The 14347-nt window shown below is 70.3% G+C and carries 12 protein-coding genes and 1 tRNA gene; 1 reads left to right on the top strand and 12 read right to left on the bottom strand.

What is annotated here, in order from left to right; genetic code table 11:
• Positions 1-19: 19 nt before the first annotated feature.
• Complete coding sequence (locus AC1Q49_RS00375) at positions 20-640, bottom strand: ANTAR domain-containing response regulator (RefSeq protein WP_060958632.1); 621 nt, start codon at positions 638-640, stop codon at positions 20-22.
• A gap of 56 nt (positions 641-696) precedes the next feature.
• Here AC1Q49_RS00375 and AC1Q49_RS00370 point away from each other — a divergent pair.
• Positions 697-777 (top strand) — tRNA-Leu (locus AC1Q49_RS00370).
• A 72-nt stretch (positions 778-849) separates the two neighbouring features.
• Here the strand turns inward: AC1Q49_RS00370 and pyk are convergent.
• From pyk to hisF, 11 genes are all read right to left on the bottom strand, one after another.
• Positions 850-2298 (bottom strand): pyruvate kinase, encoded by a 1449-nt coding sequence (gene pyk, locus AC1Q49_RS00365; RefSeq protein ID WP_060958631.1) that lies wholly within the window; start codon positions 2296-2298, stop codon positions 850-852.
• Between the two features lie 45 nt (positions 2299-2343).
• Positions 2344-3813, bottom strand: coding sequence for a glutamate synthase subunit beta (locus tag AC1Q49_RS00360; RefSeq protein WP_060958630.1), 1470 nt, complete (start codon positions 3811-3813; stop codon positions 2344-2346).
• A complete protein-coding gene (gene gltB / locus AC1Q49_RS00355) occupies positions 3806-8407 on the bottom strand; it encodes a glutamate synthase large subunit (RefSeq protein ID WP_492490635.1) in 4602 nt (1533 codons plus the stop codon). The genes AC1Q49_RS00360 and gltB overlap by 8 nt, the downstream gene beginning before the upstream one ends.
• A 119-nt stretch (positions 8408-8526) precedes the next feature.
• Positions 8527-9507, bottom strand: a complete 981-nt coding sequence (gene lgt, locus AC1Q49_RS00350; protein ID WP_492490634.1) for a prolipoprotein diacylglyceryl transferase — start codon at positions 9505-9507, stop codon at positions 8527-8529.
• Positions 9508-9558: 51 nt separating this feature from the next.
• Positions 9559-10344: a tryptophan synthase subunit alpha gene (trpA, locus tag AC1Q49_RS00345; protein WP_492490633.1), complete on the bottom strand. Its 786-nt coding sequence runs from the start codon at positions 10342-10344 to the stop codon at positions 9559-9561.
• On the bottom strand, positions 10341-11549 hold the full coding sequence (gene trpB / locus AC1Q49_RS00340; RefSeq protein WP_492490632.1) for a tryptophan synthase subunit beta: 1209 nt from the start codon (positions 11547-11549) through the stop codon (positions 10341-10343). Before trpB ends, trpA begins: the two co-directional genes overlap by 4 nt.
• Complete coding sequence (trpC, locus tag AC1Q49_RS00335; protein ID WP_492490631.1) at positions 11546-12322, bottom strand: indole-3-glycerol phosphate synthase TrpC; 777 nt, start codon at positions 12320-12322, stop codon at positions 11546-11548. The genes trpB and trpC overlap by 4 nt, the downstream gene beginning before the upstream one ends.
• Before the next feature lies 1 nt (position 12323).
• Positions 12324-12554: a DUF6704 family protein gene (locus tag AC1Q49_RS00330; protein ID WP_060958624.1), complete on the bottom strand. Its 231-nt coding sequence runs from the start codon at positions 12552-12554 to the stop codon at positions 12324-12326.
• Positions 12555-12591: 37 nt separating this feature from the next.
• Positions 12592-13206, bottom strand: coding sequence for a Trp biosynthesis-associated membrane protein (locus tag AC1Q49_RS00325; RefSeq protein WP_492490630.1), 615 nt, complete (start codon positions 13204-13206; stop codon positions 12592-12594).
• Positions 13203-13586 (bottom strand): phosphoribosyl-AMP cyclohydrolase, encoded by a 384-nt coding sequence (gene hisI / locus AC1Q49_RS00320; RefSeq protein ID WP_492490629.1) that lies wholly within the window; start codon positions 13584-13586, stop codon positions 13203-13205. Before hisI ends, AC1Q49_RS00325 begins: the two co-directional genes overlap by 4 nt.
• Positions 13583-14347, bottom strand: coding sequence for an imidazole glycerol phosphate synthase subunit HisF (gene hisF, locus AC1Q49_RS00315; RefSeq protein WP_060958621.1), 765 nt, complete (start codon positions 14345-14347; stop codon positions 13583-13585). The genes hisI and hisF overlap by 4 nt, the downstream gene beginning before the upstream one ends.

The following is a 14347-nucleotide window of genomic DNA, read 5'->3' as shown; positions in this document are numbered from 1 at the left end:
CGGGAGACCGCCCGCGGCGTCAGGACTTCTTCGGCGAGAGCTGCTCGATGATGGCCTTGGCGACGTCCTGCATCGTCAGGCGACGGTCCATCGACGCCTTCTGGATCCAGCGGAACGCCTCCGGCTCGCTGAGGCCCATCTTCTCGTTGAGCAGCCCCTTGGCGCGGTCGACGAGCTTGCGGGTCTCGAAACGCTCGACCATGTCGGCGACCTCGGCCTCGAGCGTGATGATCTGCTCGTAGCGCGCGAGGGCGATCTCGATCGCGGGCAGCAGGTCGTTCGGCGTGAACGGCTTCACCACGTAGGCCAGGGCGCCGGCCTCGCTGGCGCGCTCGACGAGCTCCTTCTGGCTGAACGCCGTCAGCAGCACGACGGGGGCCACGTGGTTCTTGCTGAGCTTCTCGGCGGCGCTGATGCCGTCGAGCACGGGCATCTTGACGTCCATGATGACGAGGTCGGGGCGCAGCTCGGTGGCGAGCTGGACCGCGGTCTCACCGTCGCCGGCCTCGCCGACGACATCGAAGCCGTTGTCCCGGAGGATCTCGACGATGTCGAGGCGGATCAGCGATTCGTCCTCCGCGACGACGACGCGTCGGGGGGCGGATGCCGTGGGAGTCGTGCTCGGTTCCTGCTCAGTCACCTTTGAATCCTACGGTATGGTCAATCCCGGACGCGCGCCGACGAGCGTCCGCGTGCGCCGGTGTGGCGGAATGGCAGACGCGACCGACTCAAACTCGGTTGTCTTCGGACGTGTGGGTTCGACTCCCACCACCGGCACGGAAGATGCGCAACGCGAAAGGGGGGATGCCGGCAATCCCGGCATCCCCCCTTCGTCGTTCGTGCTGCGACCTACTTCTCCGTCTGGTAGATCGGCGCCTTGCCGTGGACGGCGTCGCCGATCCGGTGCACCCGGATGTCGTTGGTCGAGCCGATGATTCCGGGAGGGGAACCGGAGATCACGACGACCTTGTCCCCTTCCTGGGCGAGGCCCTGGCCGAGGAAGAACTCGTCGACCTGGAGGAACATCATGTCGGTGTGGGCGACGTGCTCGACGAGCGTCGACTGCACGCCCCACGTCAGCGCCATGCGGCGGCGGATCGCCGGGTCGACGGCGAAGGCCATCATCGGGATGCCGGGACGCAGGCGCGACATGCGACGCGCCGTGTCACCGGACTCCGTGAAGATCGCGATGTACTTCGCCTCGATGAACTCGGCGACCTCGTTCGCGGCCAGGGTCAGGATGCCGCCCTGCGTGCGGGGCTTGGCGCTGAACGGACGGATCCGCTCCAGGCCGTGCTCCTCGGTCGACTCCACGATGCGGGCCATCGTCTGCACGGTGACGACCGGATAGTCGCCGACGCTCGTCTCACCCGACAGCATGACCGCGTCGGCGCCGTCGAGCACCGCGTTGGCGACGTCGGACGCCTCGGCGCGCGTGGGGACGGGGGCGTGGGTCATCGACTCGAGCATCTGCGTCGCGACGATGACGGGCTTCGCCATCCGGCGGCACATCTCGACGGCGCGCTTCTGGACGACCGGCACGGCCTCCAGCGGCAGCTCGACGGCGAGGTCGCCGCGGGCGACCATGATGCCGTCGAACGCGTCGATGATCTCCTCGAGGTTGTCCACCGCCTGCGGCTTCTCGATCTTGGCGATCACGGGGACCTTGCGGCCCTCCTCCGCCATGATCTCGTGCACGCGGGTGATGTCGGCCGCGTCGCGGACGAAGGAGAGCGCGATCAGGTCGGCACCCGCCTTCAGCCCCCAGCGGAGGTCGGCCTCGTCCTTCTCGGAGAGCGCGGGGACGCTCACGGCGACGCCCGGGAGGTTGATGCCCTTGTTGTTGGACACGGTTCCCGCGACGATGACCTTGGTCGTGACGACCGGACCGTCGACGCTCTCGACCTGGACGCGCACCTTGCCGTCGTCGATGAGGAGGAAGTCGCCGGGCTTGACGTCGCCGGCGAGGCCCTTGAAGGTCGTGCCGACGAGATCGCGGGTACCCACGACGTCATCGGTGGTGATGCGGAAGGTCTCCCCGACGGCGAGGTCGTGCGGTCCATCGCTGAACTTGCCGAGACGGATCTTGGGGCCCTGCAGGTCGACGAGGATGGCGACGGCGCGTCCCGCGTCGTCGGCGGCCTTGCGCACGTTGGCGAAGCGGACTTCGTGCTCGGCGTACGAGCCGTGGCTCAGGTTCATTCGGGTGACGTCCACGCCCGCCTCGATGATCGCGCGGATCATCTCGTACGATTCGGTGGCCGGTCCCAGGGTTGCGACGATCTTCGCGCGTCTCACTGAAGACTCTCCGGTCTCTATGGGTTGTTCGGGGTTGATTTCAGCCTACGCGGGCTGAAGGCCGATCGCGACGTCCGTCGGGCGCACCGGTGACGGCAGGCTCGTGCGGCCCATCAGGTACTCGTCGACGGCGGCGGCCGCCGCGCGCCCTTCCGCGATCGCCCAGACGATCAGGGACTGGCCACGGCCGGCGTCTCCGGCGACGAACACGCCGGGCGCGGTCGTCTGGTAGTCATCGCCGCGCTCGACGTTGCCGCGGCCCGTGAACACGGTACCCAGCTGCGACTCGAGTTCGGCGCGCTCGGGGCCGGTAAAACCCATCGCGATGAGGATGAGGTCGGCGGGGATCTCGCGCTCGGTGCCGCTGCGCGGCACACGGCGCCCGTCGGGGAGGTACTCCGTCTCGGCGACGCGGAGCGCGCGCACCTCGCCGGCCTCGTTGCCGAGGAACTCGACGGTGGAGGCCAGGAAGCTGCGCTCCCCGCCCTCCTCGTGCGCCGAGGAGACCTCGAACACCGTCGGCGTCATGGGCCACGGCTGGTGGTCCGGGCGGCCCGCCGGGGGCTGCTTGCCGATCGCCAGGTTGGTCACGCTGAGCGCGCCCTGACGGTGCGCCGTGCCGATGCAGTCGGCACCGGTGTCGCCGCCGCCGATGACGATGACGTGCTTGCCCTCGGCGTGGATCTGGTGGGGCACCTGGTCGCCGGCGACGGCCTTGTTGGACTCGACGAGGTACTCCATCGCGAAGTGCACGCCCGCCAGGTCGCGGCCCGGGATCGCGAGTTCGCGAGGCAGCGTGGAGCCGGTCGCGATGACCACCGCGTCGTAGCGGGCCCGCAGCTCGCTCCAGGTGATGTCGGTGCCGATCTCCACACCGGCGCGGAACCGCGTGCCCTCGTCCTGCATCTGACGCAGGCGCGACTCCAGGTGGCGCTTCTCCATCTTGAAGTCGGGGATGCCGTAGCGCAGCAGGCCGCCGATGCGGTCGTCCCGCTCGTAGACCGCGACGGTGTGACCGGCCCGGGTCAGCTGCTGCGCCGCCGCGAGTCCCGCGGGGCCCGAGCCGACGACGGCGACGGTCTTGCCGGTGAGCCGCGCGGGCGGCTCCGGCTCCACCCAGCCGTTCGCGAACGCCTCGTCGATGACGGAGACCTCGATCTGCTTGATCGTGACCGCGGGCTGGTTGATCCCGAGGACGCAGGCGCTCTCGCACGGCGCCGGGCACAGCCGCCCGGTGAACTCCGGGAAGTTGTTCGTCGCGTGCAGACGCTCGATCGCGGAGCGGCCCTCGCCGCGCCACGTCAGGTCGTTCCACTCCGGGATCAGGTTGCCCAGCGGGCAGCCCTGGTGACAGAACGGGATGCCGCAGTCCATGCAGCGGCCGGCCTGACGACGCAGCACGGCGGAGTCGCCGGGCTCGTAGACCTCTTTCCAGTCCATGATGCGCACGGGAACCGGCCGGCGCGCCGGGAGCTCGCGCTCGGTGGTCTTCAGGAAGCCCTTCGGGTCAGCCACCGGTCACCTCCAGGATGCGGGTCCAGACGACGTCGCCGTCGGGGTCGAGCCCCTCGGCGGCCGCCTCCTGGCGGGTCTGCAGCACCGCGGCGTAGTCGCGCGGCAGGACACGGACGAAGTTCGCGGCCTCGGCCTCGAGATCGTCCAGAAGTGCGGCGCCGAGCGCCGAGTCGGTCTCGGCGACGTGACGCTCGAGCAGGTCGCGGAGGATCTCCACGTCACCGGAGCCCATGTCGAGCAGCTCGAGTTCGCCGGTGGCGAGCGCCTCGCGGTTGACGAGGTCGCGGTCCAGCTTGTAGATGTACGCCGTCCCGCCCGACATCCCGGCGCCGAGGTTGCGCCCCGTCGGACCGAGGATGACGGCCAGACCGCCCGTCATGTACTCGAGCGCGTGGTCGCCCACGCCCTCGACGACGGCCGTGGCGCCCGAGTTGCGCACCAGGAAGCGCTCCCCGACCACGCCGCGCAGGAAGAGCGTGCCCTGCGTGGCGCCGTAGCCGATGACGTTGCCCGCGATGACGTTCTGGGCGGCGTCGAAGCTCGCCCCGCGCGGCGGGCGCACGACGATCTCGCCACCGGACAGCCCCTTGCCGACGTAGTCGTTCGAGTCGCCCTCCAGCCGCAGGGTGATGCCCGACGGCAGGAACGCGCCGAAGGACTGGCCCGCGGAGCCCGTCAGGTTGATCTCGATGGTGCCGGACGGCAGGCCGTGCTCGCCGTGGGCGAGCGTCACGCGGTTGCCGAGCATCGTGCCGACCGCGCGCTCCGTGTTGCGGATCGGCAGGTCGATCGAGAAGTGACCGCCGTGGACGATGACGTCCTGCGCGCGCTCGATGAGCTGCACGTCGAAGTGCTCGTCCAGTTCGTGGTCCTGGTCGCGGAGGTGGCGACGGGGCACGTCGGGCGCGAACGCCGGGCCCTCGAGGATGGGCGCGAGGTCGAGTCCGCTGGCCTTCCAGTGGTCGATCGCGCCGTTCATGTCCAGCACCTCGGTGCGCCCGACCGCCTCGTCGATGGAGCGGAAGCCGAGCTCCGCGAGGTACTCGCGCACCTCCTGGGCCAGGAACTCCATGAAGTTGACGACGAACTCGGGCTTGCCCGAGAAGCGGCTGCGCAGCACCGGGTTCTGCGTCGCGACGCCGACCGGGCAGGTGTCCAGGTGGCACACCCGCATCATGATGCAGCCCTCGACGACCAGGGCGGTCGTCGCGAAGCCGAACTCCTCGGCGCCCAGCAGCGCCGCGATCACGACGTCGCGGCCGGTCTTGAGCTGACCGTCGGCCTGCACCACGACACGGTCGCGCATGTCGTTGAGCATGAGCGTCTGCTGCGTCTCGGCGAGCCCCAGCTCCCACGGGGTTCCCGCGTGCTTGAGCGAGTTCAACGGGCTCGCGCCCGTGCCGCCGTCGTGCCCCGAGACGAGGATGACGTCGGCGAGGGCCTTGGCGGTGCCGGCGGCGACCGCGCCGATGCCGGACTGGCTCACGAGCTTCACGTGCACGCGGGCCTTGGGGTTCGCGCGCTTGACGTCGAAGATGAGCTGCTTGAGGTCTTCGATCGAGTAGATGTCGTGGTGCGGCGGCGGCGAGATGAGCCCGACGCCGGGCGTCCCTCCGCGCGTGCGGGCGATCCAGGGGTACACCTTGCCCGGGGGCAGCTGCCCGCCCTCGCCGGGCTTCGCGCCCTGGGCGAGCTTGATCTGGATGTCGTCCGCGTGCGTGAGGTACATGCTCGTCACGCCGAACCGGCCCGACGCCACCTGCTTGATGGCACTGCGGCGCTCGGGGTCCAGCAGACGGTCGACGTCCTCGCCGCCCTCCCCCGTGTTCGACTTGGCGCCGATCGAGTTCATCGCGATCGCGAGCGTCTCGTGCGCCTCCTTCGAGATCGACCCGTAGCTCATCGCACCGGTGGAGAACCGCTTCACGATGGAGGAGACCGGCTCGACCTCGTCGATCGGCACGGGCGGGCGCACGCCGGTCTTCAGCTTGAACATCCCGCGCAGGGTCTTCAGCTCGGCCGCCTGGTCGTCGACGAGCTTCGTGTACTCGCGGAAGATGTCGTACCGACGGGTCCTGGTCGCGTGCTGCAGCCGGAACACCGTGTCGGGGGTGAACAGGTGGGGCGCGCCGTCCCGGCGCCACTGGTACTCACCGCCGGTCCAGAGGCGCTCGTGCGCGCGGACCGCGCCGTCCTCGGGGTAGGCGTAGTCGTGGCGAGCCTGGTTTTCGGCGGCGATCTCGCGGACGCCGACGCCGCCGAGCTTGGTCTCGGTGCCGGTGAAGTACTTCTCGATGAGCTCCTCCGACAGGCCGACGGCCTCGAAGACCTGCGAGCCCGCGTAGGACGAGACGGTCGAGATGCCCATCTTCGACATGATCTTCAGCACGCCCTTGCCGAGCGCGTAGATGAGGTTCTTGACGGCCTTCTCGGGCGTGATGCCGGTGATGAAGCCGGCGCGGACGAGATACTCGACCGTCTCCATCGCGAGGTAGGGGTTCACCGCCGAGGCGCCGTAGCCGATGAGGGTGGCGACGTGGTGCACCTCTCGGACGTCGCCGGCCTCCACGACGAGGCCGACCTTCATCCGGTTCTCCTTGCGGATGAGGTGGTGGTGCACGGCCGACAGCATGAGCAGCGACGGGATCGGCACGAGGTCCTTGTTCGAGTCGCGGTCGCTCAGGATGATGAACTCGGCACCGTCGGCGATCGCGGCATCCACTTCGGCGGAGATCTCGTCGAGGCGACGCTCGAGGGCGTCCTCGCCGTGCTCGAGGTGGTAGAGGCCGCGGATCGTCACGGAGCGCCGTCCGGGCAGGGCTTTGTCGATGTTCTGGAGCTTCGCCAGCTCGTCGTTGTCGATCACCGGGAAGTCGAGCATGATCGTCCGCGTGTGCTCGGGACCCCACTCGAGGAGGTTGCGCTCGGGGCCGAGGCCCAGGGCGAGCGAGGTGACGACCTCTTCGCGGATCGAGTCCAGCGGCGGGTTGGTGACCTGCGCGAACTGCTGCACGAAGTAGTCGAACAGCAGGCGCGGCCGCTTGCTGAGCACGGCGATCGGGGTGTCGGAGCCCATGGCGCCCAGCGGCTCCGCGCCGTTCTGGCCCATCGGGGTCAGGAGGATGCGGACCTCCTCCTCCGTGTAGCCGAAGGTGCGCTGGCGGCGCGTGATGGAGGCGATCGGATGCACGATGTGCTCCCGCTCCGGCAGTTCCTTCAGGCGCACGCGGCCGGCGTCCAGCCACTCCTGCCACGGCTGCAGAGCCGCCAGCTCGGCCTTCACCTCGTCGTCCTCGATGATGCGACCCTGCGCGGTGTCCACGACGAACATGCGGCCCGGGCGCAGGCGTCCGCGGCGCTTGATGCGCTCGGGGGCGAAGTCGAGCACACCGGTCTCGCTGCCGATGACGACCAGTCCGTCGGTCGTCTCGGTCCAGCGGCCGGGGCGCAGGCCGTTGCGGTCGAGCGTCGCGCCGACGAGCGTGCCATCGGTGAAGATGAGCGCGGCCGGGCCGTCCCACGGCTCCATCTGCATGGAGTGGTACTCGTAGAACGCACGCAGATCCGGTGCGATGTCGGCCTGCTTCTCGTAGGCCTCAGGCACCATCATCATGATCGCGTGCGGCAGGCTGCGTCCCGTCAGGGTGAGCAGTTCGAGCACCTCGTCGAAGGATGCCGAGTCGCTCGCGCCCTCGGTGCAGATCGGAAGCAGCGGGCGGATGTCGCCGATCAGCTCGGACTCGAGCTGCGACTGACGTGCGCGCATCCAGTTGCGGTTGGCGCCGACGGTGTTGATCTCGCCGTTGTGGGCCAGCATGCGCAGCGGCTGCGCGAGGGGCCACGACGGGAACGTGTTGGTCGAGTAGCGCGAGTGCACGACCGCCAGCTCGCTCTGGAAGCGCTCGTCCTGCAGGTCGGGGTAGAAGGGCTCGAGCTGGAGCGTCGTGACCATGCCCTTGTAGCCGAGCGTGCGCGCGCTGAGCGACACGAAGTAGGCGTCGTGCTCGCGACGGGCCCGCTTGCGCAGGCGGTAGACGCGCCGGTCGAGCTCGATCCCGCTGAGCGCGGGGGCGTCGCCCACGGCGGGGCGCGACACGAAGAGCTGCTCGAAGTGGGGACGGGCCTCGTAGGCCAGCTTGCCGAGGTGCTCCTGCTCGGTCGGGACGTCGCGCCAGCCGAGCACCGTCAGGCCCTCGGTCTCGGCGATGCGCTCGACGCCCGCCTTGATGTCGGCGCGGGCCGCCTCGTCGAGCGGGAGGAACGCCATGCCGGCGGCGTACTCCCCCACCGGCGGCAGGTCGAAGTCGACGACGGCGCGCAGGAACGCGTCGGGCATCTGCGTGAGGATGCCGGCGCCGTCGCCCGTGCCGGCGTCGGAGCCGATCGCGCCGCGGTGCTCGAGGTTGCGCAGCGCCGTCAGCGCCAGCTCGACGATGTCGTGGCCCGGCTCGCCGCGGAGCGTGGCGACCATCGCCAGGCCGCAGGCATCCTTCTCGAAGGCCGGGTTGTACATCCCCTGCTTGGCGGGGAAGCCGGATGCGGGGCGCATCACGGGCTGTTCGTGGGTCTCTTCACGACGGGGGCTCGAAGCCATGGCAACCGTCCTCATGGTCAAACTGATCGGGGACGACGTCGGCCCTGGGCATTCAGCGGAGGTGTGTTCAGCGGAGGAGAAATCGAAGCGTGGCGGGCACCGGGGAGGTGACTGCGGTGCTACTTCGATGCGACGGTGCTTGTGGCTGCGTCCGCGATGGAGTCGGGCGTCGGGGGTGCGCTGACGTCCACGAATTCATCGGTGTTCTGCGATTGTACAGCCCCGCCCCGCTCGCGGCCGCGCATGTACGGCGACGGCTCGAAGCCGGGGTGACGACGCGTCTGCACCACGAAGATGGCCAGACCCACGATGACCCCGAAGATGGCCGCCCACACGTTGGTGCGCAGGCCGAAGAACACCTCGCTCGGGTCGATGCGGATGCTCTCCCAGACGATGCGACCGGCGCTGTACCAGACGAGGTAGATCGCGAACAGACGGCCCCACTGCAGCCGGAAGCGGTGGCCGGCCCACAGGAGGACGAAGACACCCATCATGTTCCAGATGACCTCGTAGAGGAACGTCGGGTGGAACAGCGTGCCCGCGGGCAGGCCGACCGGCCAGGCTGCGTTCGGGTAGTCGATCTGCAGGCCCCACGGGAGGTCGGTGGGCAGGCCGTACAGCTCCTGGTTGAACCAGTTGCCGAAGCGTCCCATCGCCTGCGCGAGCAGCAGCCCCGGGGCCAGGGCGTCGGCGAAGGTCCAGAAGCGGATGCCGGTCCACTTGCAGCCCAGCCACGCACCGATCGCGCCGCCGATGAGGGCGCCGAAGATCGCGATGCCCCCGTCCCAGACGTTCCAGATCGCGTCGCGGACGAAGGGGTTCCACCAGTCGCGGCCCTGCTCGAAGTAGAAGCCCCAGTGGGTGACGACGTGGAAGGCGCGCGCCCCGACGATCGCCAGCGGCACCGCCAGCAGGCAGATGTCGATGACGACCCACGCCTCGGCTCCGCGCTTGGTCAGCCGGTGGTTGGTCATGAACGCCGCGACGACGATCCCCGCGAGGATGCACAGGGCGTAGAAGTGGATCGTCAGCGGGCCGATCTGGAAGGAGCTGATCGACGGGCTCGGGATGCTGGCGACGACGGAGGCGGAGGAAAGCACGAGGGGCAGTCTACTTCGCCGTCGGGATCGTCACGTGTCGCCGCGGACGGCTCAGGAGCCGGTGCCGCCCGTGAGCGCGCGGGTCTCGGCGGCGAGGGCCGCCACGCCGCCGTCGCGGAGGGCACGGACCAGAGCCGTCCCGACGATGGCGCCGTCGGCGTACTCCAGCACTGCGGCGACCTGTTCGGCGGTCGAGATGCCGATTCCGACGCAGGCGTGCTCGACGCCGAAACCGCGGAGACGGGCCACGAGGGTGCGGGCGGCGGCATCCAGTTCTGCGCGCTCCCCCGTGATGCCCATCGTGGAGACGGTGTAGACGAAGCCGGTGGAGGCCTCTGCGATCATCCGCAACCGCTCGTCGGTGGAGGTCGGTGCGGCGAGGAAGACGCGGTCCAGTCCGGTGCGCTCCGAGGCGGCGATCCAGTCGGGTGCGGCGTCGGGGGTGATGTCGGGGGTGATCAGGCCCGCTCCCCCCGCCGCGACGAGCTCGTCGGCGAACTGGTCCACGCCGTACTGCAGCACCGGGTTCCAGTAGGTCATCACGAGGATGGGCACGTCGACGCGCGCGGCGATGGCGCGGACGGCCGTGAAGGTGTCCCGCAGCCGGAAACCGCCGGCGAGGGCCGCCTGCGTGGCCTCCTGGATGATGAGCCCGTCCATCACGGGGTCGGAGTAGGGCGGCCCCAGCTCGAGGATGTCGGCGCCGTTGTCGGCCAGGGCGACGGCGGCGTCGATGCTCGTCTGGAGGTCGGGGAACCCGAGCGGCAGGTAACCGACGAACGCCCCCCGCCCTTCGGCCTTCGCGGCGTCGATCGCCGCGGCCACGCGCGAGGTCACTGCGCGGCCCCCTCGTCGTAGAGTCCGAACCAGCGGGCGGCGGTGTCCATGTCCTTGTCGCCGCGGCCGGAGAGGCTGACGGCGATGATGGCGTCCGGGCCCAGCTCGCGGCCCAGGCGCAACGCGCCCGCGAGGGCGTGGGCGGACTCGATCGCCGGGATGATGCCCTCGGTGCGCGAGAGCAGGCGCAAGGCGTCCATGGCCTCGGCATCCGTGGCGGGGATGTACTCGGCGCGGCCGATGTCGGCGAGCCACGCGTGCTCCGGCCCGACACCCGGATAGTCCAGGCCCGCCGAGATCGAGTGCGACTCGACGGTCTGGCCGTCCTCGTCCTGCAGCACGTAGGTCTTCGCGCCGTGGAGCACACCGGGTCGGCCGCGCTCGATGGATGCCGCGTGCTTCGGGGTGTCGACGCCGTCGCCGGCCGCCTCCACGCCGTACAGCTTCACCGTCTCGTCGTCGAGGAACGCGTCGAACATGCCGATCGCGTTCGAGCCGCCGCCGACGCACGCGACGACGGCGTCAGGCAAGCGCCCGGTCTCGTCGAGGAGCTGGGCGCGCGCCTCCTCGGAGATGATCTTCTGGAAGTCCCGCACCATCGCCGGGAACGGGTGGGGTCCCGCCGCGGTGCCGAAGATGTAGTTGGTCGTCTCGACCGATGCCACCCAGTCGCGGTATGCCTCGTTGATCGCGTCCTTGAGCGTGCGCGACCCGGTCGTGACGGGGATGACCTCGGCGCCGAGAAGACGCATGCGGGCCACGTTCAGTGCCTGGCGCTCGGTGTCGACCTCGCCCATGTACACCGTGCACTCGAAGCCGAACAGCGCGGCGGCCGTCGCGGTCGCGACACCGTGCTGGCCGGCGCCGGTCTCGGCGATGACGCGCTTCTTGCCGAGCCGTTTCGTCAGCAGAGCCTGCCCGATGACGTTGTTGATCTTGTGCGAGCCGGTGTGGTTGAGATCCTCGCGCTTGAGGAAGATCCGGGCGCCGCCCGCGTGCTCGGCGAAACGGGGCACCTCGGTCAGCGCCGACGGGCGCCCCGCGTACGAGTGCAGCAGGCTCTCGAACTCCGCCTGGAACGCGGGGTCGGCCTTGGCCGACTCGTACTCCGCGGTCAGCTCGTCGATCGCGGCGATGAGCGATTCGGGCATGAATCGACCGCCGAAGTCGCCGAAGAACGGTCCGTGCTGGTCACGCAGGCTCATGATCCGGCCTCCAGGAAGGCATGCAGGGTGGTGATGGGGTCGTTCGTGACGAGCGCCTCCCCCACCAGGACGACGTCGGCGCCGCCGGCGCGGTAGTGCGTGACGTCGGCGGGGGCGAGCACCGCGGACTCGGCGATCTTCACGGCATCCGCCGGGAAGTGCTCGGCGAGCGAGCCGAACAGGTCGCGGTCCAGCTCGAAGGTGGACAGGTTGCGGGCATTCACGCCGATGAGCTTCGCGCCCAGGTCGGCGGCGCGCTCCAGCTCCTCGCGGGAATGCGTCTCGACGAGCGGCGTCATGCCGAGCTGGAGCACCAGCTCGTGCAGTCGGCTCAGCAGCGGCTGCTCGAGGGCGGCGACGATCAGCAGCACCAGGTCGGCGCCGGACGCACGTGCCTCCAGCACCTGGTACGGCGTCGCGATGAAGTCCTTGCGCAGGACGGGCACGCCGACGCGTCCCTTCACCGCCTCGAGGTCGGCGAGGGAGCCCTTGAATCTGCGCGCCTCGGTCAGCACGGAGATCGCCGAGGCCCCGCCCTCCTCGTACAGCGCGGCCTGGAGGGCGGGATCGGGGATCGCCGCGAGATCGCCGCGGGACGGGCTCGCGCGTTTGACCTCGGCGATGATCTTCACCCGGTCGGCCGGGGCGAGGGCGGCGAGGGCGTCGAGCGCGGGGGCCTGTGCGAGGGCGTCACGCTCGACATCGCGAAGAGGACGTGCGTCCTCCCGCGACCGGGCATCTTCCACCGCACCGGCCGTCAAGCCATCGAGCATGTCAGTGCTGCTTCGGGGCGTACTTCGGGCCCTTGGCGCCGTAGCCGGCCTTCGCCATGCCCCAGCCGACGAGCGCGCCGACGATGAGCAGGCCCACCGAGGCCCAGACCAGGATCGGCATGTCGAACCAGTAGAAGACCGTGCCGAGCGTCACGGCGAGCAGCATGATGACCACAGCCGTCCAGGCGGCGGGCGAGTGTCCGTGGCCGGGGTCGTCGATGCTGTTGCTCATGATGCTCCTCGGAGTGATTCGGGGGTTCTCCGCCAGTCTAGCGGGCGGTGGGATCGTCGCCGTGCGACAGGTCGTCCCAGGAGTCGATCGCGTCGTAGGGGCGGGAGGCCGCCGCTGCGGACGGCGCGGCGGCTCCCGCGCCGGTCCCGCCGTCGGTGCGGTAGCGGCGGCCGCTGCGGCGCCAGAGGTGCGCCGTCGCGATCGTCAGCGCACCCCCGGCCACGATGAGCACGCCCGCCACGACGGTCAGCCAGGGCCACGGCGTGGCGGTAATGGACGTCACGAGTCCGGCGATCGCCGCCGTACCCGACAGGCCCGTCGACGTCGTGACTGCGGCGGCGACCGCATCCAGCGGATGCTCGATCGCGATGCGGCCGGCGGCGACGGTCAGCGTCCCGCCGATGAGGAGGGCGAGCGCGCCGAACGCATACCGCAGCGCGCGGCCCACCACCGTCAGCGCGAGTCCCAGCGCGAGGGCCGCCAGACTCAGCGGTGCCAGCATCGTGAACGCCTTCGCCCCCGCCACCTGCAGGGCCGCGGTCGCGCCCGCGTCGAGGGTCACGTCGAGCCAGGTCTGGGTCGACGAGATGATCGCCAGCGCTCCGCCGGCGATGATCGCCAGCACCGCAAAGCTGCGCGCACGTGCCGTCACGACGCGTCGCCGCCGGAATCGATGGGCGCCCAGGCGACGACGGGCGACAGGTCGTCGGCGTCGAAACAGGTGTGGTCACCGGTGTGGCAGGCCGCGCCGATCTGCTCGACGGCGATCAGCAGGGTGTCGCCGTCGCAGTCCAGCCGCGCGCCGCGGACGTACTGCGCGTGTCCGGAGGTGTCGCCCTTGCGCCAGTACTCCTGGCGGGACCGCGACCAGAACGTCACGCGGCCCTCCGTCAGCGTGCGGCGCAGCGCCTCGGCATCCATCCACCCGAGCATGAGCACCTCGCCGGTGTCGTGCTGCTGGATGATCGCCGGGACGAGCCCGTCGTCGTTGAAGGCGACGCGGCCGATGCGGGGATCGTCGACGGCGGTCATCGGCGCACCTCGATGCCGTCCGCGCTCAGCGCGTCCTTGACCTCGCCGATCGTCAGCTGGCCGGAGTGGAACACGGATGCCGCGAGCACGGCGTCGGCTCCGGCGTGCACGGCCGGGGCGAAGTGGTCGACGCTGCCGGCGCCGCCGGAGGCGATCACCGGCACCGACGACAGCTCGCGCATGAGCCCGACCAGCTCGAGGTCGAAGCCGTCCTTGGTGCCGTCGGCGTCGATCGAGTTGACGAGCAGCTCGCCGGCGCCGCGGTCGATGGCCTCACGGGCCCAGTCGAGGGCGTCGAGGCTCGTGGCCGTGCGTCCGCCGTGGGTCGTCACGACGAACCCGGACCGGGTGCCGGGTGCGCGCTTCACATCGAGCGAGAGCACGAGCACCTGGGCGCCGAAGCGGTCGGCGATCTCGCCGACGAGGTCGGGGCGCGCGATGGCCGCGGAGTTCACGCCGACCTTGTCGGCACCGACGGCGAGCAGGCGCGCGACGTCGTCGGCGCTGCGCACGCCCCCGCCCACGGTGAGCGGGATGAAGACCTCTTCGGCCGTGCGCCGCACGACGTCGTACGTCGTCGCGCGGTCGTCCACCGTCGCGGTCACGTCGAGGAACGTCAGCTCGTCGGCGCCCTGGGCGAAGTAGAGCGCGGCCAGCTCGACCGGGTCGCCCATGTCGCGCAGGTTCTCGAAGTTCACGCCCTTCACGACGCGGCCGGCGGCCACATCGAGGCACGGGATCACCCGTCGTGCGAGCGACAT

This window comes from Microbacterium sp. MPR-TSA4, assembly GCF_058792815.1.
The sequence above is the reverse complement of the archived record's forward strand: the minus strand, read 5'-3'. Positions and strand labels throughout refer to the sequence as shown.

Coding starts and splice junctions, on each gene's coding strand:
- trpC (WP_492490631.1), bottom strand. CDS start 12,322: ATGCTCGATGGCTTGACGGCCGGTGCGGTGGAAGATGCCCGGTCGCGG.
- AC1Q49_RS00330 (WP_060958624.1), bottom strand. CDS start 12,554: ATGAGCAACAGCATCGACGACCCCGGCCACGGACACTCGCCCGCCGCC.
- gltB (WP_492490635.1), bottom strand. CDS start 8,407: ATGGCTTCGAGCCCCCGTCGTGAAGAGACCCACGAACAGCCCGTGATG.
- hisI (WP_492490629.1), bottom strand. CDS start 13,586: ATGACCGCCGTCGACGATCCCCGCATCGGCCGCGTCGCCTTCAACGAC.
- hisF (WP_060958621.1), bottom strand. CDS start 14,347: ATGTCGCTCGCACGACGGGTGATCCCGTGCCTCGATGTGGCCGCCGGC.
- trpB (WP_492490632.1), bottom strand. CDS start 11,549: ATGAGCCTGCGTGACCAGCACGGACCGTTCTTCGGCGACTTCGGCGGT.